Origin of the sequence: Bradyrhizobium sp. SZCCHNR1053, assembly GCF_032381235.1 — a bacterium.
Taxonomy (GTDB): domain Bacteria; phylum Pseudomonadota; class Alphaproteobacteria; order Rhizobiales; family Xanthobacteraceae; genus Bradyrhizobium.
The window spans coordinates 57520-77646 of sequence record NZ_JAUHJM010000006.1; the positions used below are offsets into that span (position 1 = coordinate 57520).

The following is a 20127-nucleotide window of genomic DNA, read 5'->3' on the forward strand; positions in this document are numbered from 1 at the left end:
ATCCATGTGAAAGCAGCCCCGCGTTCGTGCGGAAGAACCAAGGAGCGCCAATCTCGTTATGCACGCCGGCACCGCCCTGTTTTGTGGATACGGCGCGAGCCGCCTTTTCCATTATAGTCCGCCTCCATGAAGGAGAGCCGAATCGATGCACGGCCGCTCGCCACCCTGGCGACGGACTGTTGGCCAACCGCGCTTCTGCTCGCGGCGACGGTGCTCGCCGTGCCCGCACTCGGCGGCCTTGTCAGGCCGGCCTTCGTGCTCGGCTGCGCGGTCGCCGGCTGGTTCGCGTGGCGTCGCAGCCCCGCAGCCCACGTGCAGTCGGCGATCCTGATGTTCGCCTTTGCTCCTTTCGTGCGCCGCCTGGTCGACATCTCCGCAGGATTCGATTCGTCCGGCGTCATGCTGAGCGGCCCGCTGCTGTTCATCATCGCGCCAGTTCCGAGTCTGGTGCTCTCGCCCTCGGACAAGGACAGGCCGGGCAATCCCTGGCTCGTGGCGCCCTTCATCGTCCTCGCCTGCATCGTCTATGGCGGCGCGCTGTCGATCTTCCAGAACGACTGGTTCAACGCCGCCAATGGCGGAATGAAATGGGCCGCGCCCGTACTCTATGCGATCGCCCTGCAGCAGCGGGCGCAATCCGACGGCGTCCTGCTCGATGCCATCACGCGCGTGTTCCTGCTGGTGCTGCCGCTCACCGGCCTCTACGGCATCTGGCAATATGTCGATCCGCAAGGCTGGGATCGGTTCTGGATGGTGAACGCCAGCATCACCTCGGCCGGCTATCCGCTGCCCTACATGGTGCGCGTGTTCAGCACGATGAACGGCCCGGCCAGCTACGCGACCTTCACGGCCACGGGCCTGCTGCTGGTGGGCTTCCTGCGCCCGGGATGGCTGGCACTGGCGGCGATGGCGCCGGCGGCGCTCGGCCTGTTGCTGTCGCTCTACCGCACCAGCTGGATCACGCTCGCGGTGGGCGTGCTGTTCTGCATGTTGTTCCCCGCGACGCGGCGTCGGGCCGTATCGATCACGGGCGGACTGGTCGGCGCGGTGATCGTCACCGTCATGTTCACGCCGTTCGCGGAGGTCATCACCTCCCGTCTGGAATCGCTCGGCAGCGTGTCGCAGGACAGCAGCGGCAGCGAGCGGTTGGATGAGTTCGTCACGCTGTGGAATGCGCCGAACAGCATGGTCCTGGGATCTGGCTTCACCATCACGGACGTCGGCGTCGCCGGCGCGATGCCGATCGACGGGCAGATCATCGCAAGCTGGGTGACGATGGGCATTCCGGTCGGACTGATCTGCCTCGCGGCCTATGTCTGGGTTGGGCTCGCCGCCACCGGTGCCGCCTGGCGGATGCCGACGCGCGAGGGCGCCGTGCTCGGCGCGCTCGCCATCAGTGCGCTGCTGATCCAGCTGCCGCTGACCAGCATCTCCTCCGGCGAGGTCTCGGCGCTGTTCTGGATGCTCGTCGCCATGGCCTGTCCGCTCGACCAGATGGCCGGCGGCGCACGGCGCACCGTCGCCGCTCGGCAGCATCAGGCCGGCGCCTGATCGGACGTTGCAACGCGCGGCGCGATCACTGCGGCCTGCGACTTCCGGGAGGCCGGCGGTGCAAGCCCGAAGACCGGCAGCAGATGCAGCCGCTGCAGGATGGCATGCGCCATCAGAGGAAGCACGACACCGGCCGCCGTCCCGGCCAACAGATAGACCCATGGCGATGGCGGGATGTGCAGCTTGAGCATGATGATGCGCATGCCCGAGCCGCTGAGGATGTGCAGGACATAGATCGTCATCGACGCGACGCCTGCGGCCGCAAGCCAGCGATGACGCGCCGGGGCAAGCAGCTTGCAGAGCCCGACCGTGCCGGCGATCCCGAGCACACAGGCCGGCAGGGAGGCGAGCCCGTTGGCGTCCATGCCGGACAGCCGGCCGCCCAACGCCACTGCGGCCGCAAACGCAATCCCGATCACGGCCATGAAGGACCAGCCGAACGGCCGCCATTCCGCCACCACGCGAACACCGTAGACGCCCGCAACGTAGAACGGCAGATGATGCAGGGTGAGCGCGAGGTCAGGCCGGATCGGCAGCGTGAGGAACACGCAGAGCCCGGCCAGCGCGAGCGTGATCAAGACCGTCCGCGACGGGACCAGCACCGCGATCACGTGGCAGATCATCAACGCGTAGAGGAACCAGAACTGCGCGATCGGACGATACCAGATCGCGGCGAGATCGCCGGGATGGATCGGGATGTTGGCATCCCGTGCCAGCAGCATCGTGATCCCGCCCTGGATCAACGACCACAGCACGTAGGGATAGGCGATGGTCCAGAGCTTGGACGTGAGGAAGGGACGCGCGCCGCGCCGCAAGCTGTGCTGCACGTTCAAGCCGGCCAGGAAGAAGAACAGCGGCATGTGGAACGTGTACAGCGTGTAGTCCATCCAGCGCGCGACGGCTCCGTCCGGGAAGATGCCCGGGCGTACCAGACCGCCAAGCACGTGACCGTACACGACCAGGATGACGCCGAGGCCGCGCGCGAAATCGATCCACGCCGTGCGCGCGGTGTCAGCCGTTGCCCTCTGCGTTCCAGCCTCCACGCCCGATATGTCCTACCCTGTCGCGCAGCCCGCGTCCGGTTTGCGATCCTGCGAAGTCAGCGCCGCATTCATCCAAGTCATAGCGCAGCCGGCTTTGCAGCGCCGTCGGCGCCTGCCAGGACATCGGGGGTATTCTCGCGTTAGTCTTAACCAACCGATAAGCCTCTGCCGGATGGCTGCCGGCTACGCCGGGGATCGCGACCAGAGCCAGGCACGAGGTGGAGACGCTGGCCACCTCACCCGGCGCCGGCGATCAAGCGCGGCGCGTCCGATCCGCTGCGGCCTGGTCGGCACACGCGACTCGGGCTCCCGCGCGGCCCTTCCCAGGGGAACGGCCGACGCAGGGCTCGTTTGCAGCTCATGGCCCAAGAGCTGGCGCCGCATCCGACCCCAAGCCCGGGGCTCACCCCTGCCCTCGAACGCAACATCGAGGCGCTGGTCGACCGGCGCAAGCGCGAGCTGACGGAGGCGACCACCCAGCAGAAGGTGGCCGAAGCGATCACGCGCTTCACGGGGGCGATGACTTTCGTCTATCTGCATCTCACGGTGTTCGGCTTCTGGATCGTCGCCAATCTGCATCTCATCCCCGGCGTGCCCGCCTGGGACGAGAGCTTCGCCGAGTTCGCCATGATCGCGTCGGTCGAGGCGATCTTCCTCTCGACCTTCGTGCTGATCTCGCAGAACCGCATGGCGGCCGAAGCCCACAAGCGCGCCGATCCCGACCTGCAAATCAGCCTGCTGGCGGAGCACGAGCTAACTCAGGTCGAGACGCTGCTGAACCAGATGGCGCAGCGGATGGGCATCGAGCCGGATGCCAAACCGGAACTGTGCGACGCGTCGAAGGACATCGCGCAGGAGCGCGTGCTCGACAAGATCGAGGAGGCGCAGCGCTGACGTCGCGCGAGCAGCATGCGGGGCCGGTATCCCCGCGGTCGTTGCGCTCGCCCGGGCGACGCACCCCCGAGGCAGCAAAGGTGGAGCGGTTTCCACTTGCGCGCCACACTCAATCCTCATTCGCCTTGAAGCGCCCGAGTCCCTTGAGGACGAACGGTGCGACGAGCGCAATCAGCGCGACCACCAGCAGAGTGGCAGAGATCGGCGACTGCAGCAGGGTCATGGGATCGCCGAGGCTGATCGCGAGCGCCCGCCGCAACTGGCTCTCGGCGATCGGCCCGAGGATCAGCCCGACCACGACCGGCGCGATCGGGAAATCGAAGCGGCGCATCAGGAAGCCGAGCACGCCGAAGCCGGCCAGCATCGACAATTCGACCACGGACGGCTTTGCGGCGATCGTCCCCATCGTGGCGAACACGAGGATGCCGGCGTAGAGCCAGGGTGTCGGGATCGCGAGCAGCTTCACCCACAGTCCGACCAGCGGCAGGTTGAGCACCAGCAGCATCGTGTTGGCGATGAACAGGCTGGCGATCAGGCCCCAGACCAGGTCGGGCCGCTCGGCGAACAACAGCGGGCCCGGGTTGAGACCATATTGCTGGAAGCCGGCGAGCATCATCGCGGCGGTCGCCGAGGTGGGCAGGCCGAGGGTCAGCAGCGGCACCAGCGTGCCCGCGGCGGAGGCGTTGTTGGCGGCCTCAGGACCGGCGACGCCCTCGATCGCGCCCTTGCCGAACTGCTCGGGATATTTGGTCAGCCGTCGCTCGGTCGAATAGGACAGGAAGGTGGGGATCTCCGCCCCACCGGCCGGCAGCGCGCCGATCGGAAAGCCGAACATCGTGCCGCGCAGCCACGGCTTCCACGACCGCTTCCAATCCTCGCGCGTCATCCACAGCGAGCCCTTGATGGCCTCGATCTTCTCCTCGCTATGGTGCCGGCGCGAGGCGACGTAGAGCGCCTCGCCGACCGCGAACAGGCCGACCGCCAAGGTCGTCACCTCGACGCCATCGAGCAGTTCCGGCACGCCGAAGGCGAGCCGCGCCTGTCCCGTCAGTTTGTCGATGCCGATCAGGCCGAGCGTCAGGCCGATGAACAGGCTGGTGAGGCCGCGGATCGGTGAATCGCCGAACGTCGCGGACACCGTGACGAAGGCGACGCACATCAGCGCGAAGTAGTCCTCCGGCCCGAAGCGCACGGCGATGTCGACGAGATACGGCGACAGGAACGCGAGTCCGATGGTGGCGATGGTGCCCGCGACGAACGAGCCGATTGCCGCCGTCGCCAGCGCCGGGCCGCCGCGGCCGGCCTTGGCCATCTTGTTGCCCTCGAGCGCGGTCGCCATCGAGGCGCTCTCGCCGGGGGTGTTGATCAGGATCGCGGTGGTCGATCCGCCATACATGCCGCCATAATAGATGCCGGCGAACATGATCAGCGAACCGCCGGGATCGAGCTTGTAGGTCACCGGCAGCAGCAGCGCGACGGTGAGCGCCGGCCCGATGCCCGGCAGCACGCCGACGGCGGTGCCGAGGAACACGCCGACCAGCGCATAGAGCAGGTTCATGGGCTGGACGGCGATCGCCATCCCATGCGCGAGCGCGGCAAAGGTGTCCATCAGAGCAGTCTTTCGAGCGGACCGGCGGGAAGGCTCAGGGTGAGGAGGCGGTCGAATGCGAGATAGATCAGCGTCGTCAGCACCGCGCCGATGACGAGATCGGTGACGAAGGCGCGCCGGCCGAACGCGGCCGACGTCGTCACGAACAGCGCGGTGGTCGCCAGGATGAAGCCGCCACCGAAGCCGATGATCGCGATCAAGAGCGCAAGGCCGGCGAGGATCAACAGCACCGCCTTCGGATCGGAGCTCTCGCGCGGCGGCAGGTTGCCTCTGAGGGCATCGATCAGATTGGCCAGTGCAAGAATGCCGAGCCCGATCGCGATCACGACCGGCATGACCTGCGGGCCCATGCCGTACATCGTGGTCGCCGGGATCTGATTGGCGTCATAGACAAGCACGAGCGCGACAGCCGCCAGCAGCGCCGCAATGACGATGCCGGCCTTGTCGACGCCTCCCGAGGCGGGTGTCTCGGTGCCGGCACTCTCCGTCGTCATGACTTGACGAGGCCGACCGACTTCAACACGTCGGTGACGCGGACGTTCTCCTTTTTCAGGAAGTCAGCGAACGCATCACCCGGAAGATAGGCGTCATCCCAGCCCTTCTGCTTCAGGATCTCCTTCCACGCATCCGACTTCACCATCTTCTCGACGGCCTCGCTGAGCGTCTTCTTCTGCTCCGGCGTTATGCCGGGCGCCGCGACCACCGAGCGCCAATTGGCGAGCACGAGATCGATGCCCTGCTCCTTGAAGGTTGGGATGTCGACCCCTGGAATGCGTTTCTCCGAGGACACACCGATGGCGCGCAGCTTGCCGCTCTTGATCTGCCCGTCGTATTCCGACAGGCCGGAAATGCCCGCCGTGACCTTGCCGCCGAGGATCGCCGCCAGCGACTCGCCGCCGCCCGAGAACGGGATGTAGTTGACCTTCTTGGCGTCGGCGCCGACGGCGCCGGCGAACAGCGCCGCCATCACGTGATCGACGCCGCCGGCCGAGCCGCCGGCGAAGGTGACCTTGGCGATGTCGGCCTTCAGCGCCGCGGCGAGATCCTGCGCCGTCTTGATCGGCGAGTTCGCGGGCGCGACGATGACCTGGATCTCCTCGGTCAGCCGCGCGATCGGCGTCACCTGCTCCAATGTCACCGGCGACTTGTTCATGGCGAGCGCGCCGACCATGACGAAGCCGTTGACCATCAGTTGGTTGCCGTCGCCCTTGGCGCCGTTGACGAACTGCGCGATGCCGACGGTGCCGCCCGCCCCCGCCACGTTGGTGACCTGGACGCTGCGCGCCACGCCCGACGCCACGAAGGCCTGCTGCATGGCCCGCGCGGTCTGGTCCCAGCCGCCGCCGGGCGCGGCCGGCGCCATCACCTTCAGCTCGAGCTGCTGGGCGAAGGCCGGAGCACCGGCAAGGAAGGTCAAAGCGACGACAGCGCCGAACAGGCGCGTACAGAACGAATTCAAAGCGGTCCTCCACGGTCGGCCGAACGAACGGCTCGCGTTTCTTCTCTTGCCCCTCACGAGCGGCATTTCAGCGGGAAATGCGGCCTCTGTCCAGACGGGATTGCTCGCGCCGTCGCCCGCGTTGCAGCAGCAGCCCTGGGAGGACGAGACGGTTGTGGGAGGAGCGGCCTAACCGCAAGTCCAGACCATCCCCACTGGCGTCCGCGTCCAGCACGGGCCGAAGCTGCCGCCATTGTAATGGCCGCGATAGAAGCCTGGCTGGCCGAAATAATGCCACTCGCCGTTGTAGAGCATGTATTTCGGCGTACCGTCGATATACCAGTGGCGGCGGCTGCCGCGCGGCCCGTTGCGCATGGCCTCCTTGTCGGCATAGAGCGGCAAGCTGTTGTTGGGCGGCTGCTTGTAGCCGGGCAGGAAGCCATAGCCCTGCCAGCGGTGGGCCTTGCGCTTGTGCGACGGCGCCGCGGTCGCGATCGCGGGGACCAGCAGCAGAAGCGTCACGATCGAGACGATGAAACGATGTGGCATCACGGCAGCCCGATGGATACGAGGTCTCGAATCTTCAGTTCGATTGCGGCACGGCAACGGCCGTACCGTCATGAATTGTTTCAGCGATGCCGCCGATGCGCGCGGCGCGGCGGAGGCGACGGCGGGGCGTAGAAGGGATTGAGATCGCACATCGCCGCACGGCCCGACGCCGTCGCGCGACATTGCGGCAGCGACGTATAGCTGCAGTCGATCCACTCGCCACCGCCAAACCGGCCGCCTTCATAGACCTTCATGCACACGGGATAGCGCGGATCGTAGGCCTGGGCGTGAGCCGGCCCCGATATGGCCGAGCCCACCATCAAAGCGACCGCGACAGCGCTGCAGGTCAGGACACGCATTTCGGGACCTCCGGAACGGGTCTCGTCGGCCAAAGCCGATTCCCGAGACCTTGTTGCATCTGCTCTGTATCGCCGGCGCTGGCCGGTCGCAATGACGACATTACAACAGGTCGGTCTGCTCTCCGCCGCGGAACCCCATCGCCAGCACGTAGCGCTCCGACGAATCCTGCCGGCTCGCCGCCGGCTTGACGTGGCGGACGCTGGCGTAATCGCGCTTGAGCTGCGCCATCAAGTCGGCATCGGCGCCGCTCTGGAACGTCTTGGCGAGAAAGCTGCCACCCGGCTTGAGCACCTCGCTGGCGAAATGCGCGGCGAGTTCGACGAGACCGACGATGCGGAGCTGGTCGGTCTTGCGGTGGCCGGTGGTGTTGGCCGCCATGTCCGACATCACCACGTCGGCACGCCCGCCGAGCATCGCGCGGAGCTTTTCGGGCGCATCCTGGGCATGGAAGTCGAGCTGGGCGAAGGTGACGCCGGGGATCTCGCCCATCTCCAGCAGATCGATCGCGATCACCTTGCCCTTCCCGGCTTCGGCCCCGACCCGACGCGCCGCGATCTGGCTCCAGCCGCCGGGTGCGGCGCCGAGATCGACCACCGTCATGCCGGGCTTGAGCAGCCGGTATTTGTCATCGATCTCGAGCAGCTTGTAGGCCGCGCGCGAGCGATAGCCGTCGCGCTTGGCCTGGACGACATAGGGATCGTTGAGCTGGCGCTCCAGCCAGAGCTTCGAGGACAGCTTGCGCTTGCCTCCGGTCTTGACCTGCACATGCATGCGGCCGGTCGTGTCTTTTGCCATGTGTTTCTCGGTCGTCGTGACCAGACGCGGGAGGCGAAAATCCGTCCATGCTCGAGGTCTGGCGGAACTACAAAGGTCACCCTCCCCTGGAGGGGGAGGGTCGATCGGGAGCGAAGCGAGCGATCGGGGTGGGGTGAGCCACACGAAGACTGCTCGTGGAACTCACCCCACCCCGTCTCACATTGCGCTGCGCTCCATGTGAGACGACCCTCCCCCTCCAGGGGAGGGTGAAGTCGCTACGCCGTGCGCAGCGCACCGTCTTCGCGCATCATCTCGACCAGCATGCCCTCGCGCAGGCCGCGATCGGCGACGCGCAGCCGCGGCAGCGGAAACGCCAGGCGAATCGCGTCGAGAATGGCGCAGCCCGCGAGCACGAGGTCGGCGCGGTCGATGCTGATGCAGTTGTTCTCGGCGCGCTCCTGGTAGCTCATCGCCAGCAGCTTGGCGATCGTCGTCGTGATGTCGGCATCGTTGATCCAGATGCCGTCGACCCGGCGCCGATCGTAACGCGCGAGGTTGAGATGAATGCCGCCGAGCGTCGTCACGGTGCCGGAGGTGCCGAGCAGATGCATGCCGGAGAGGTCGCCGCCGTTCTCGGCCGCGAACGGCCCGACATGCTCGGCCACGGCCTCGACCATGGCGGCATAGATCTCCGGCGTCACGTCGCGGCCGCCGAAGCGTTCGGCCAGCGTCACGACGCCGAGCGGGATCGACATCCAGGCCTTGATCCGCGGCTCGGCGCTGCGGTCGGCCGGATCGCGCTCGATCCGCACCAGCTCGCTGGAGCCGCCGCCAATGTCGAACAGGATGGCCCCGCGCCCGCCTGGATCCAGCAGCGGCGCGCAGCCCTTGACGGCCAGCGCCGCCTCGGTCTCGCGGTCGATCACCTCGAGCTCGATGCCGGTCTCCGCCGCCACCCGGCTGCGGAACCCCTCCGCATTGGAGGCGGCGCGGCAGGCCTCGGTCGCGATCAGACGCAGGCGGCTGGCCTTCTTGGATTGGATCTTGTCCCGGCAGATGCTGAGCGCGGCGATGGCCCGATCCATCGCCGCATCGCTGATGCAGCCGGTGGTCGAGATGCCCTCGCCCAGCCGGACAATGCGCGAGAAGGAGTCGACCACGCGGAAACTGTCGCCCGAAGGACAGGCGATCAGGAGCCGGCAATTGTTGGTTCCGAGGTCCAGGGCCGCGTAGACGCTGCTGCCGTTGCTGGCGCAGGAAGGCGTCGCGACGTCCAGACCCGGACGCAAGCCGGGCTCCAGGTTCCCGCGCGGCGTGGGACTCTCCCGCAGCCGCGTGTCATTGATCATTCAAATGTCTTTCCGCTGGCCGAACCGGCCCAGATGGAAGTTCTCTTTCATGAGACATTATCAGTGGATAGCGCCGGCGCAACAGCCCCTCCGTCAGGCGTGATGCACCATTCCTAATCAACCGTTGTCCGGCCGCGGGCGCTGCACTATCTGGGAACAGCCCGCATTTGCGACCAATCCAGCCTCTTGGATCCTCATTCATGCAAGATCACACCGTCCCGGCCTCCCTCGAAAACGCGATCGCGCTGCAGAAATTCGGCGTCGGGCAGCCGGTCCGGCGCAAGGAGGACGACACGCTGGTGCGCGGTCACGGCAAATATACCGACGATTTCAACCTGCCCGGCCAGGCCCATGCCTGGATCGTGCGCTCCAGCCACGCCCATGGCATCATCAAGAGGATCGACACCGCAGCCGCCAAGGCCATGCCCGGCGTGCTCGGGGTGTGGACTGGAGCCGACCTCGCCGGAGCCAACTATGGCCCGTTCACCTGCGGCCTGCCGCTGAAGGGCCGGGACGGCTCGCCGCTGCTGCAGACCAACCGGCCGGCGCTCGTCACCGACAAGGTGCGCTTCGTCGGCGACCCCGTCGCGTTCGTGGTGGCGGAGACCGCGGCCCAGGCCCGCGACGCGGCCGAGGCGGTCGAGGTCGACATCGAGCCCCTGCCCGCGGTCACCAATGCCGAGGAAGCCGCCAAGCCCGGCGCGCCGCAGCTCTATGACCATATCCCCAACAACGTCGCGCTCGATTATCATTACGGCGACACGGCCAAGATCGAAGAGGCCTTCGCCAAGGCCGCGCACGTCACCAAGCTCGACATCGTCAACACCCGCGTCGCCGTGGTGTCGATGGAGCCGCGCGTGGCGCTGGCTGCCTTCGACGGCAAGACCGAGCGCTTCACCTTGCAGGTGCCGACCCAGGGCGTATCCGGCAACAAGGCGACGCTGGCCAAGATCCTGAACGTCGCGCCCGACAAGGTCCGCATCCTCACCACCAATGTCGGCGGCTCCTTCGGGATGAAGAACGTCTCCTATCCCGAATACGTCTGCATCCTGCACGCCGCCAAGCAGCTGGGACGTCCGGTGAAGTGGCGCGACGAGCGTACCACCGCCTTCCTGTCGGACAGCCAGGGCCGCGACCAGATCATCCATGGCGAGCTGGCGCTCGACGCCGACGGCAAGTTCCTCGCTGTCAGGCTGTCCGGCTACGGCAATCTCGGCGCCTACATCATGGGCGTGGCGCCGCTGCCGCTGTCGCTCAACACCGGCAAGAACCTCGCCAGCGTCTACAAGACGCCGCTGCTGGGCGTCGACATCAAGACCGTGCTGACCAACGTCACCCTGATGGGCGCGTATCGCGGCGCCGGCCGCCCCGAGGCGAACTACTTCATGGAGCGGCTGATCGACACCGCCGCGCGCGAGATGGGTATCGACCGTCTCACCATCCGCAAGCGCAACTTCATCAAGCCGAGCCAGATGCCGTTCCCGGCGGCGTCGGGCGTCACCTACGACTCCGGCGACTTCGCCGCGGTGTTCGAGAAGGCGCTGCAGGTCTCCGACTACGCCGGCTTCGCCAGGCGCAAGCGCGAGAGCCGCAAGAACGGCAAGCTGCGCGGCATCGCCGTCGGCTCGTATCTCGAGGTCACCGCGCCGCCGTCGGGCGAGCTTGGCAAGATCACCTTCGACGCCGATGGCGGCGTGACCCTCACGACCGGCACGCTCGATTACGGCCAGGGCCACGCGACCCCGTTCTCGCAGGTCTTGTCGGCGCAGCTCGGCGTGCCCTTCGAGAAGATCAGGCTGGAGCAGAGCGATTCCGATCTCGTGCGGTTCGGCAACGGCACCGGCGGCTCACGCTCGATCACCGCGACCGGCCAGGCCATCGTCGAGTCCTCGCAGCTCGTCATCGCCAAGGGCAAGCAGGCGGCGGCGCATCTGCTCGAAGCCTCGGAAGCCGACATCGAGTTCGCAGACGGCCAGTTCACCATCGCCGGCACCGACCGCAGCATCGACGTCATGGAGCTAGCGCGCCGCCTACGCGACGGCAAGATGCCCGAGGGCGTGCCGGCCTCGCTCGACGTCGACCACAACTCGACGGTCACGGAGTCGACCTTCCCCAATGGCTGCCACGTCTGCGAGGTCGAGATCGAGCCGGACACCGGCGTCGCGCAGATCGTCGCGTATACCGCAATCAACGACTTCGGCACGGTGATCAATCCGATGATCGTCGCCGGCCAATTGCATGGCGGCGTCGCCCAGGGCATCGGCCAGGCGCTGATGGAGCATCTGCGCTACGACGAGAGCGGCCAGCCGATCACCGGCTCGCTGATGGACTACGCGCTGCCGCGCGCCTCCGATGTGCCGATGATGACGGTGGACAACCATCCGGTGCCCGCCAAGAGCAATCCCCTGGGCACCAAGGGCTGCGGCGAGGCCGGCTGCGCCGGCTCGATGGCGAGTGTGATCAATGCGGTGATCGACGCACTGTCGGATTACGGTGTGAAGCATCTCGACATGCCGCTGACCACCGAGAAGCTCTGGCGCGCGATCCAGGACGGCAAGGCGAAGACCGCGGCGTAGCTGCTTCGCAGCGCTCGCGATGAGGCGAAAACATCTCATTGCCAAACGAAAAAGCCCGTAGCCCGCATGAGCGCGGCGATATGCAGGGTCTCACGGGCTGTATCGGTGAACCCGGATGTCGCTCCCGCCTGCACCCGCTGGGCGCCGGCGTGCGCGCATCCGGGCTACGGACTGTCGATCGGGCCGTGGGGCCCTCTCCACGTCATTGCGAGCGTAGCGCGTAGCGAAGCAATCCAGAATCCTTCCACGGAGACAGTCTGGATTGCTTCGCTGCGCTCGCAATGACGGGAGTGTGGGGCGACCAGCATGCCCCAATCTCAACTGTCATCGTCCGCATGCGGACGATCCAATACTCCGAGGCGGTTACGATTCAGCCGAGACGTCGCGGCGTACTGGATGCTCCGCCTGCGCGGAGCATGACAGCTGCTTTATGGATGCCGCCTGCCTTTTACCATTACGCCGCCGCCTGCGCGCGCGGCTGGTAGATCGCCACATGGTGACAGTGCGCCAGCGGCCGCGTGCCGTTCGCCACCACCAGCGCATCGATCTCGACGAAGCGGTGCCCCTTCTTCTCGTAGTTCGCGACCACCCGGCCACGCGCGGTGATCTCGTCGGTTTCGGCAATCGCCGACAGCAGCTGCATGCGGCAGCCGACGTGAATCCACGGACCGAGCACGATGTTGTCGACCAGCAGGCGGTTCATCACCCGCTGCAGCATGCCGGGATGACCGAGCCGCTCGCTGGAATAGATCGGATCGCGCTCGCGGATCTCGGCGAGATAGGCCGTCGCCGCCTGCCCCGGCCAGGCGCGTGGCGCAGTGCCCAGCCAGCTGCCGACGGCGAACGAGTCTGCGCCGATCGCCGACCGCACCGCTGCTGGCGGAACATCGCGATAGCCGGCCAGCACCACGTCGGGCGCCGCCGCCGGCAACGACGCGGAACCGGTGGCGCAGATCTCGCCTTTACTCGTCACCTCCAGGCGGAGCCCGTCGCCGACCTCCTCCGCCCTGACCTCGGCGATCTCGCCGTCATAGACTGGCTTGGTGAACCGCGCCTCGATCAGCCCACGTTCCAGGAACGCCCGCCCCCAGCGCGCGACCGGCTGATGCAGCATATAGGCCAGCACCTCGACGCCGGGCACCAGGCCGCCGGCGAAGCCGAACCGCCGGGCCACGCTGTCGTCGTGCATCTTGTTCTCGGACTGCTTGGCCGTGTTGAACGCCTCGACCGCATACGCCGCGATTCCGTCTACCATCCTTGCCTCCCGTTGCCCCATTTTTGGCCGATGGTAGCGGCCGGAAAGGCCGTGGCAAGCGGCGCGTTTGGCTCGCAATTCCCGCTGCGATGGAGTACCAACCGGACCATTCCAACCGATGGCCCGATGACGACCGAAACCGCCCCGATCAACATCTATGTCGACGCCGACGCCTGCCCGGTGAAGGACGAGATCTACCGCGTCGCGATCCGGCACGGTCTGCCGGTGATCGTCGTCGCCGGCGGCTTCATCCGCGTGCCGGAGGATCCGTTGATCACGCGCGTGGCGGCCGGCAGCGGCATGGATGCCGCGGATGACTGGATCGCAGAGCGCGCCGGCGCCGACGACGTCGTCATCACCGCGGACATTCCGCTGGCGAGCCGCTGCGTCAAGGCCGGCAGCGCCGTGATCGCACCGAACGGCAAGCCGTTCACCGAGGAGTCGATCGGCATGACGCTCGCTGTGCGCAACCTCATGACCGATCTGCGGTCATCGGGCGAGGTGACCGGCGGCCCGCGCTCGTTCACGCCGCGCGACCGCTCCACCTTCCTCTCCACCCTCGATACCACGATCCGCCGCCTGCAGCGCCAGCGCGCGGCGCGGGTCCAGCAGCAGAGCTAGAGATATGGCGCCGCCTCTCATCCAACTCAAAGACATCCGCCTGACCTTCGGCGGCACCGCGCTGCTGCAGGGCGTCGAACTGTCGGTCTCGCCCGGCGAGCGCGTCTGCCTGATCGGCCGCAACGGCTCCGGCAAGTCGACGCTGCTCAAGATCGCCGCCGGCCTCGTCGAATGCGACAGCGGCACCCGCTTCGTGCAGCCGGGCGCCACGGTTCGCTATCTGCCGCAGGAGCCGGATTTCTCCGGCCATGCCACCACGCTGTCCTATGTCGAGGCCGGGCTCGGCCCGGGCGACGATCACTATCAGGCGCGCTATCTCGTCGAGCAGCTCGGACTGACTGGAGAAGAGGATCCCGCGCATGTCTCCGGCGGCGAGGCGCGCCGCGCGGCGCTGGCGCGCGTGCTTGCGCCCAACCCCGACATCCTGCTGCTGGACGAGCCGACCAACCACCTCGACCTCACGACCATCGAGTGGCTGGAGAACGAGCTCGACGGCCGAAGCTCGGCGCTGGTGCTGATCAGTCACGATCGTCGTTTCCTCACCAATCTGTCCCGCGCGACAGCGTGGCTTGACCGCGGCCAGATCAGACAGATCGACCGCGGCTTTGCGGCGTTCGAGGCGTGGCGCGACGAGGTGCTGGCGGAGGAAGAACGCGAGCAGCACAAGCTCGACCGCAAGATCGTCAACGAAGAGCACTGGCTGCGCTACGGCGTCTCCGGCCGCCGCAAGCGCAACGTCAAACGGCTCGCCAATCTGCATGCGCTGCGCCAGCAGCGCCGCGACTATCGCGGCACGGCGGGCGCCGCCAACCTCGCCGCGGCCGAGGCCGACAAGTCCGGCAAGCTGGTGATCGAAGCGAAGGGCGCATCGAAGAGCTATGGTGATCGCAAGATCGTCGACAACTTCTCCATCCGCATCCAGCGCGGCGACCGCATCGGCATCGTCGGCCCCAACGGCGCCGGAAAGACCACGCTGGTCAACCTGCTCACCGGCGGCAGCGAGCCGGACAGTGGCAGCATCCGGCTCGGCGTCAATCTGGAGACGGCGACGCTCGACCAGCACCGCGAGAGCCTCGATCCCCGGACGACGCTCGCCGAAGCGCTGACCGGCGGCCGCGGCGATCACGTCATGGTGGCCGGCAAGCCGAAGCACGTCGTCGGCTACATGGAGGACTTCCTGTTCTCGCGCGAGCAGATGCGCACGCCGCTCGAAGTGCTCTCCGGGGGCGAGCGCGGCCGGCTGATGCTGGCGCGCGCGCTGGCCAAGCCATCGAACCTGCTGGTGCTGGACGAGCCGACCAACGATCTCGACTTGGAGACACTCGACGTGCTCGAGGACATGCTCGGCGACTACGAGGGCACGGTGATCCTGATCAGCCACGACCGCGACTTCCTCGATCGCGTGGTCACCTCGGTGATCGTCCCCGAGGGCAACGGCAAATGGCAGGAATACGCCGGCGGCTACAGCGACATGCTGGCGCAGCGCGGCGCCGACCTGAAGCGCCAGCATGCCAAGGCGGCTGAGGAGAAGAAGGAAACCAAGCACGCGGCCGCGGCGCCTGCGAGCGCGCCGAAGCGCAAGCTCTCCTTCAACGAGAAGCACGCGCTGGAGACCTTGCCGAAGACGATCGCCAAGCTGCAAGCCGAGATCGCCAAGCAGCAGGCCGTGCTCGCCGACCCCGCGCTGTATGCGAAAGACCGCAAGAAATTCGACGCCGCCTCCCTCGCGATCGCCACTGCGCAAGCCGAGCTCACCGCCGCCGAAGACCGCTGGTTGGAGCTCGAAGTGCTGCGCGAGGAGATCGAGGGCGCGTGACGTTCATCGAAATCACTTCGTCATTGCGAGCGAAGCGACATGTCCGCCATAGCCCGAAGGGCGACGGCGGAAGCAATCCAGGGCTGCAGTCGTGACTCTGGATTGCTTCGTCGCTTCGCTCCTCGCAATGACGGTTATATGGAGTAAATGACATGACCACCCCGCTCGCCGCCAAGATCGCCAGGGACTACGGCACGCCCTGCGCCGTCATCGACATGGACAGGGTTGAGCGCAACATCGCGCGCATCCAGACGCAATGCGAAGCCGCCGGCGTCGCCAACCGCCCGCACATCAAGACCCACAAGAGCCCGGTGCTTGCCAAGCTGCAGATCGAGGCCGGCGCGCAAGGCATCACCTGCCAGAAGATCGGCGAGGCCGAGATCATGGCGGCCGCTGGCATCAGCAACATCCTGATCAGCTACAACCTGATCGGCGAGGAGAAGATGGCGCGTCTTGCCGCGCTGCAGACCAAGGCCGATATGACCGTCGCCGCCGACAACGCGACCGTGATCGCCGGCCTGCCGCAGGCAGCAAAACAATCCGGCCGCACGCTGTCGGTCGTGGTCGAATGCGACACCGGCCGCAAGCGCGCCGGCGTCGAGACACCGGCCGAGGCGATCCAGCTTGCGCGCCAGATCAAGGCCAGCGAGGGCCTGCGCTTCGCCGGCTTCATGATGTACCCGACCGAGACCGGCTGGGACGAGGCGCAGCGGTTCTATGACGAGGCGCTGGCCGGCGTCCGCGCCGACGGGCTGGAGGCTGCCATCGTCTCGACCGGCGGCTCGCCGAACCTGAAGAATCTCGGCAAGCTCAAGGGCGCCACCGAGCACCGGCCCGGCACCTACATCTACAACGACCGCATGCAGGTCGCCGCCGGGGTCGCGACCTGGGACGACTGCGCGCTGCACATCTACTCCACCGTCGTCAGCCGCGCCGCGCCCGAGCGCGGCATCCTCGACGCCGGCTCGAAGACGCTGACGACCGACACCGGCGGCCTCGACGGCCACGGCCTGATCCTGGAGCACCCGGAAGCGAAGATCGCGCGCTTCGCCGAGGAGCACGGCTTCCTCGATCTCTCCCGCAGCAACACCCGCCCCAATGTCGGCGACGTCGTGCGCATCATCCCCAACCACGTCTGCGTCGTCGTCAACATGATGGACGAGGTCGTGATGGTGCGTGGTGAGGAGATTGTGGGCGTGTTGCCCGTCGCCGCGCGGGGCAAGCTGCGGTAGGACGAAGCTCTCTCGCAGCGTCACTGCGAGGAGCGAAGCGACGAAGCAATCCAGAGTCGCGCGCGTGACCCTGGATTGCTTCCACCTACGCTCGAGGAGCTTCGGCGGACACGTCGCTTCGCTCGCAATGACGAGAAATCTGTAGGGTGGGCAAAGACGCGAAGCGTCGTGCCCACCGCGTTCTTGTACGAATGCCAATGGTGGGCACGCTTCGCTTTGCCCACCCTACAATTCGAGCCGCTTCAAGACGCCCCTGCCCGCGGCGGCCCCGGTCGCGAACGAGGCTTGCAGCAGATAGCCGCCGGTCGGGGCTTCCCAATCGAGCATCTCGCCGGCGGCGAACACACCGGGCAGGCGTTTGAGCATGTAATCGGCGTCAAGCTCGTCATGCGCGATGCCGCCGGCGCTGGAGATGGCGCGGGCGAGTCCGGCGGTGCCCGCCAGCTTCAGCGGCACGGCATTGATCAGCGCTGCGAGACGATCGGGCGGCAGCGACGAGAGTGACAGGCCGTGCGCCTTGGCCGCCTCCTGCAGCAGCCCGATCGCCACCGGCGACAACTGCACCGCCTTGCGCAGCACGTTCGAGAACGACTGCTTGCCGCGCGGTGCCGAGAGCCGCGTGATGAGATCGGCTGTCGCGAGGTCGGGCCGCAGCGCGACGTGCAGGATCGCCCCCCCTGTCAGCGCGATCGCCTCGCGCAGCTCCGCCGACAGCGCATAAACGGCGCCGCCCTCGATGCCATCGCGCGTGACGACAGCCTCCCCGCGCACGCCGCGATCACCGAACGACAGCGCGATGCCCTTCAGCGGCTGGCCCTCGAAGCGATCGCGGAAGATGTCTGACCAGGCGACGGTGAAGCCGCAATTGGCCGGCCGCAGCGGCGCGATCGCGACGCCCTTCGCCGCCAGGATCGGCACCCAGCCGCCGTCGGAGCCGAGCCGCGGCCAAGAGGCGCCGCCGAGCGCGAGCACGACAGCGTCAGCGGCGACCGCGCGCGCTCCCGCCGGCGTTTCGAATGTGAGATGTCCGTCCGCGTCCCAGCCGGTCCAGCGATGCCGCAACTCGACGCGCACGCCCTGCGCATCGAGGCGGCGCAGCCACGCGCGCAGCAGCGGCGAGGCTTTCATTGCCCTCGGAAACACGCGGCCCGAGGAGCCGACGAAGGTCGGCTCGCCCAGCGCCTCGCACCAGTCGCGCAGCCGCTGCGGCGGGAACGCGCGGATCGCCGGCTCAAGCCACGCCGCCGCCTCGCGGTAGCGCGCCAGGAAGGCGGGCAGCTCTTCGCTATGGGTGAGGTTGAGGCCGCCGCGACCGGCCATCAGAAACTTGCGCGCCACCGACGGCATGGCGTCGTAGACGGTCACGGCAGCACCGCCCTCGGCCAACACCTCGGCCGCCATCAGCCCGGCCGGGCCGGCTCCGATGACGGCGACTTGGTTTGAAGAGGACATGGCGCCAATCTAGGCCGAGCAGGTCGCCGAGCAAAAGGTCGTCATGCCCGGGCTTGACCCGGCCATGACGGCGGAGTTCGACCCGGGCATCGTGTCTTACAGCTTGATCCCCAGCCGCGCGGCGGCCTGACCGACATATTTCTGCGTCTGCTCGAACGCTCCCTGCAGCGCCCTCGCCTTCGACATGTCGCTGATCTCGGCAAAATGCGCGGCGATCGCGTCCGGCGTCCATTCCTCCGGCGGCAGGTTGATGCCCTCGCTCTCCAGGATCCTGATCACCGCGAAGGAGCCGGCACCCGCGCCCACGATGGTCCGGGTCGGCGCGTCCTCGCTCAGCAGATACTCCACCGCGGGCGTGATCGATTCCGGCTTCATCAGCTGCAGCGCCTGCGGTGGCAGCAGTTCCTCCGTCATGCGCGTCGCCGCCGTCGGCGAGATGATGTTGACGCGGATGTTGGTCTTGCGGCCCTCCTCCGCCAGCACGTTCATGAGGCCGACCATGCCGGTCTTGGCCGCGCCGTAGTTGGCCTGCCCGAAATTGCCGAACAGGCCCGAGGACGAGGTCGTCAGCACGATGCGGCCGTAATTGCGCTCGCGCATGCCGTTCCACACCGCCTTGCAGCAGTAGAAGCTGCCGACAAGATGCACATCGAGCACCTTGGCGAAATCGGCAACCTCCATCTTGCCGAACGACTTGTCGCGCAGGATTCCGGCATTGGCGCACATGATGTCGACGCTGCCCCACTCTTTGGTTGCGCGCTTGACCATCGCCGTGACCTGCTCGAAATTCGAGACGTCGGCACCGTCAGCCATCGCGGTGCCGCCGGCTTTGCGGATCTCCTCGACCACCGTCTCCGCCGCGGTCATCGAGCCGCCGGTGCCGTCGCGCGCGCCGCCGAAATCATTGACCACGACCTTGGCGCCGCGGCTCGCCAGTCCCAGCGCATGCGCGCGTCCGAGACCATTGCCTGCGCCGGTGACGATGGCGACGCGTCCGTCGAATCTGATTGCCATGATGTTTGTCCTAGGTTCTAGGCTCGTCATGCCCGGGCTTGACCCGGGCATCCATCCACTTCGAAAAACTCTCAGTTTTGTTGGATCGCCGGGTCAAGCCCGGCGATGACGAGGGGTGGGTTGGGACGAAGAGAGTTAGCTGAGATAGATCAGTCCGATCCAGTCGGCGACCAGCGCGGGTTTGTCCTCGCCTTCGATCTCGACCGTGACATTGGTGCGCGACTGCAACTCCTTGGGCTTGCGCAGCGTGGCTTCCGCCAGCACGAAGCGGCCGCGCACGCGTTTTCCCGATTTCACCGGCGAGATGAAGCGCAGCTTGTCGAAGCCGTAATTGACGCCCATCGCCGTGCCCTCGATCGCCGGCATGACCTCGTAGGACATCACTGACAACAGCGACATCGTCAGGAATCCGTGCGCGATCGTGGTGCCGAACGGCGTCGCCTTGGCTTTCTCCGGATCGACATGGATGAATTGATGATCCTCGATCACATCGGCATAGGTGTCGATGCGCTGTTGATCGAGCACGTGCCACGATGACACGCCGATCTCCTGGCCCACCATGGCCTGATAGGCTGCGAGCGAAATCGGCGGCTTCTTCCAGATCTGGTTCAT

18 protein-coding genes are annotated in these 20127 nt (G+C 67.0%); 6 read left to right on the forward strand and 12 right to left on the reverse strand.

The window, feature by feature from the left end:
* Positions 1 to 126: 126 nt before the first annotated feature.
* On the forward strand, positions 127 to 1551 hold the full coding sequence (locus QX051_RS16460) for an O-antigen ligase domain-containing protein (RefSeq protein WP_315776836.1): 1425 nt from the start codon (positions 127 to 129) through the stop codon (positions 1549 to 1551).
* Here QX051_RS16460 and QX051_RS16465 read toward each other — a convergent pair.
* Positions 1536 to 2594: an acyltransferase gene (locus tag QX051_RS16465; protein WP_315776837.1), complete on the reverse strand. Its 1059-nt coding sequence runs from the start codon at positions 2592 to 2594 to the stop codon at positions 1536 to 1538. The two genes, QX051_RS16460 and QX051_RS16465, sit on opposite strands and share 16 nt — an antisense overlap.
* Before the next feature lie 360 nt (positions 2595 to 2954).
* On the opposite strand from QX051_RS16465, the gene QX051_RS16470 reads away from it, so the two are divergent.
* Positions 2955 to 3488 carry a DUF1003 domain-containing protein gene (locus tag QX051_RS16470; RefSeq protein WP_315776838.1) on the forward strand — a complete coding sequence of 178 codons (534 nt, stop codon included), beginning with the start codon at positions 2955 to 2957 and terminating at the stop codon, positions 3486 to 3488.
* Between the two features lie 109 nt (positions 3489 to 3597).
* Here the strand turns inward: QX051_RS16470 and QX051_RS16475 are convergent, their stop codons facing one another.
* The 7 genes from QX051_RS16475 to QX051_RS16505 all read right to left on the reverse strand — a co-directional run bounded on the left by QX051_RS16475 (position 3598) and on the right by QX051_RS16505 (position 9549).
* Complete coding sequence (locus QX051_RS16475) at positions 3598 to 5097, reverse strand: tripartite tricarboxylate transporter permease (protein WP_315776839.1); 1500 nt, start codon at positions 5095 to 5097, stop codon at positions 3598 to 3600.
* The gene (locus tag QX051_RS16480) at positions 5097 to 5591 is read right to left on the reverse strand and encodes a tripartite tricarboxylate transporter TctB family protein (protein ID WP_315776840.1); all 495 of its coding nucleotides are present in this window, start codon (positions 5589 to 5591) and stop codon (positions 5097 to 5099) included. Before QX051_RS16480 ends, QX051_RS16475 begins: the two co-directional genes overlap by 1 nt.
* On the reverse strand, positions 5588 to 6556 hold the full coding sequence (locus QX051_RS16485) for a Bug family tripartite tricarboxylate transporter substrate binding protein (RefSeq protein WP_315776841.1): 969 nt from the start codon (positions 6554 to 6556) through the stop codon (positions 5588 to 5590). The genes QX051_RS16480 and QX051_RS16485 overlap by 4 nt, the downstream gene beginning before the upstream one ends.
* Positions 6557 to 6724: 168 nt before the next feature.
* A complete protein-coding gene (locus tag QX051_RS16490; RefSeq protein ID WP_315757910.1) occupies positions 6725 to 7084 on the reverse strand; it encodes a hypothetical protein in 360 nt (119 codons plus the stop codon).
* 80 nt (positions 7085 to 7164) lie between these two features.
* Positions 7165 to 7443 (reverse strand): DUF3551 domain-containing protein, encoded by a 279-nt coding sequence (locus QX051_RS16495; RefSeq protein ID WP_315739173.1) that lies wholly within the window; start codon positions 7441 to 7443, stop codon positions 7165 to 7167.
* A gap of 100 nt (positions 7444 to 7543) precedes the next feature.
* Positions 7544 to 8239, reverse strand: coding sequence for an RlmE family RNA methyltransferase (locus QX051_RS16500; RefSeq protein WP_315776842.1), 696 nt, complete (start codon positions 8237 to 8239; stop codon positions 7544 to 7546).
* A gap of 236 nt (positions 8240 to 8475) precedes the next feature.
* Entirely contained in the window at positions 8476 to 9549 is a 1074-nt protein-coding gene (locus QX051_RS16505; RefSeq protein WP_315776843.1) for a Ppx/GppA phosphatase family protein, read from the reverse strand.
* Between the two features lie 200 nt (positions 9550 to 9749).
* On the opposite strand from QX051_RS16505, the gene QX051_RS16510 reads away from it, so the two are divergent.
* Positions 9750 to 12125 carry a xanthine dehydrogenase family protein molybdopterin-binding subunit gene (locus tag QX051_RS16510; protein ID WP_315776844.1) on the forward strand — a complete coding sequence of 792 codons (2376 nt, stop codon included), beginning with the start codon at positions 9750 to 9752 and terminating at the stop codon, positions 12123 to 12125.
* A 454-nt stretch (positions 12126 to 12579) separates the two neighbouring features.
* Here QX051_RS16510 and QX051_RS16515 read toward each other — a convergent pair whose 3' ends face one another.
* Positions 12580 to 13380: a hypothetical protein gene (locus QX051_RS16515; RefSeq protein ID WP_315776845.1), complete on the reverse strand. Its 801-nt coding sequence runs from the start codon at positions 13378 to 13380 to the stop codon at positions 12580 to 12582.
* Positions 13381 to 13506: 126 nt separating this feature from the next.
* On the opposite strand from QX051_RS16515, the gene QX051_RS16520 reads away from it, so the two are divergent.
* From QX051_RS16520 to QX051_RS16530, 3 genes are all read left to right on the forward strand, one after another.
* Positions 13507 to 14001: a YaiI/YqxD family protein gene (locus QX051_RS16520; RefSeq protein ID WP_315776846.1), complete on the forward strand. Its 495-nt coding sequence runs from the start codon at positions 13507 to 13509 to the stop codon at positions 13999 to 14001.
* A 4-nt stretch (positions 14002 to 14005) separates the two neighbouring features.
* Positions 14006 to 15817 (forward strand): ABC-F family ATP-binding cassette domain-containing protein, encoded by a 1812-nt coding sequence (locus tag QX051_RS16525; RefSeq protein ID WP_315776847.1) that lies wholly within the window; start codon positions 14006 to 14008, stop codon positions 15815 to 15817.
* 152 nt (positions 15818 to 15969) lie between these two features.
* Positions 15970 to 17049, forward strand: coding sequence for a D-TA family PLP-dependent enzyme (locus QX051_RS16530; RefSeq protein WP_315776848.1), 1080 nt, complete (start codon positions 15970 to 15972; stop codon positions 17047 to 17049).
* 225 nt (positions 17050 to 17274) lie between these two features.
* Here QX051_RS16530 and QX051_RS16535 read toward each other — a convergent pair whose 3' ends face one another.
* The 3 genes from QX051_RS16535 to QX051_RS16545 all read right to left on the reverse strand — a co-directional run bounded on the left by QX051_RS16535 (position 17275) and on the right by QX051_RS16545 (position 20127).
* Positions 17275 to 18501, reverse strand: coding sequence for a TIGR03862 family flavoprotein (locus QX051_RS16535; RefSeq protein WP_315776849.1), 1227 nt, complete (start codon positions 18499 to 18501; stop codon positions 17275 to 17277).
* A 96-nt stretch (positions 18502 to 18597) separates the two neighbouring features.
* The gene (locus QX051_RS16540; RefSeq protein ID WP_315776850.1) at positions 18598 to 19515 is read right to left on the reverse strand and encodes an SDR family NAD(P)-dependent oxidoreductase; all 918 of its coding nucleotides are present in this window, start codon (positions 19513 to 19515) and stop codon (positions 18598 to 18600) included.
* Positions 19516 to 19650: 135 nt separating this feature from the next.
* A complete protein-coding gene (locus QX051_RS16545; RefSeq protein WP_315739161.1) occupies positions 19651 to 20127 on the reverse strand; it encodes a MaoC family dehydratase in 477 nt (158 codons plus the stop codon).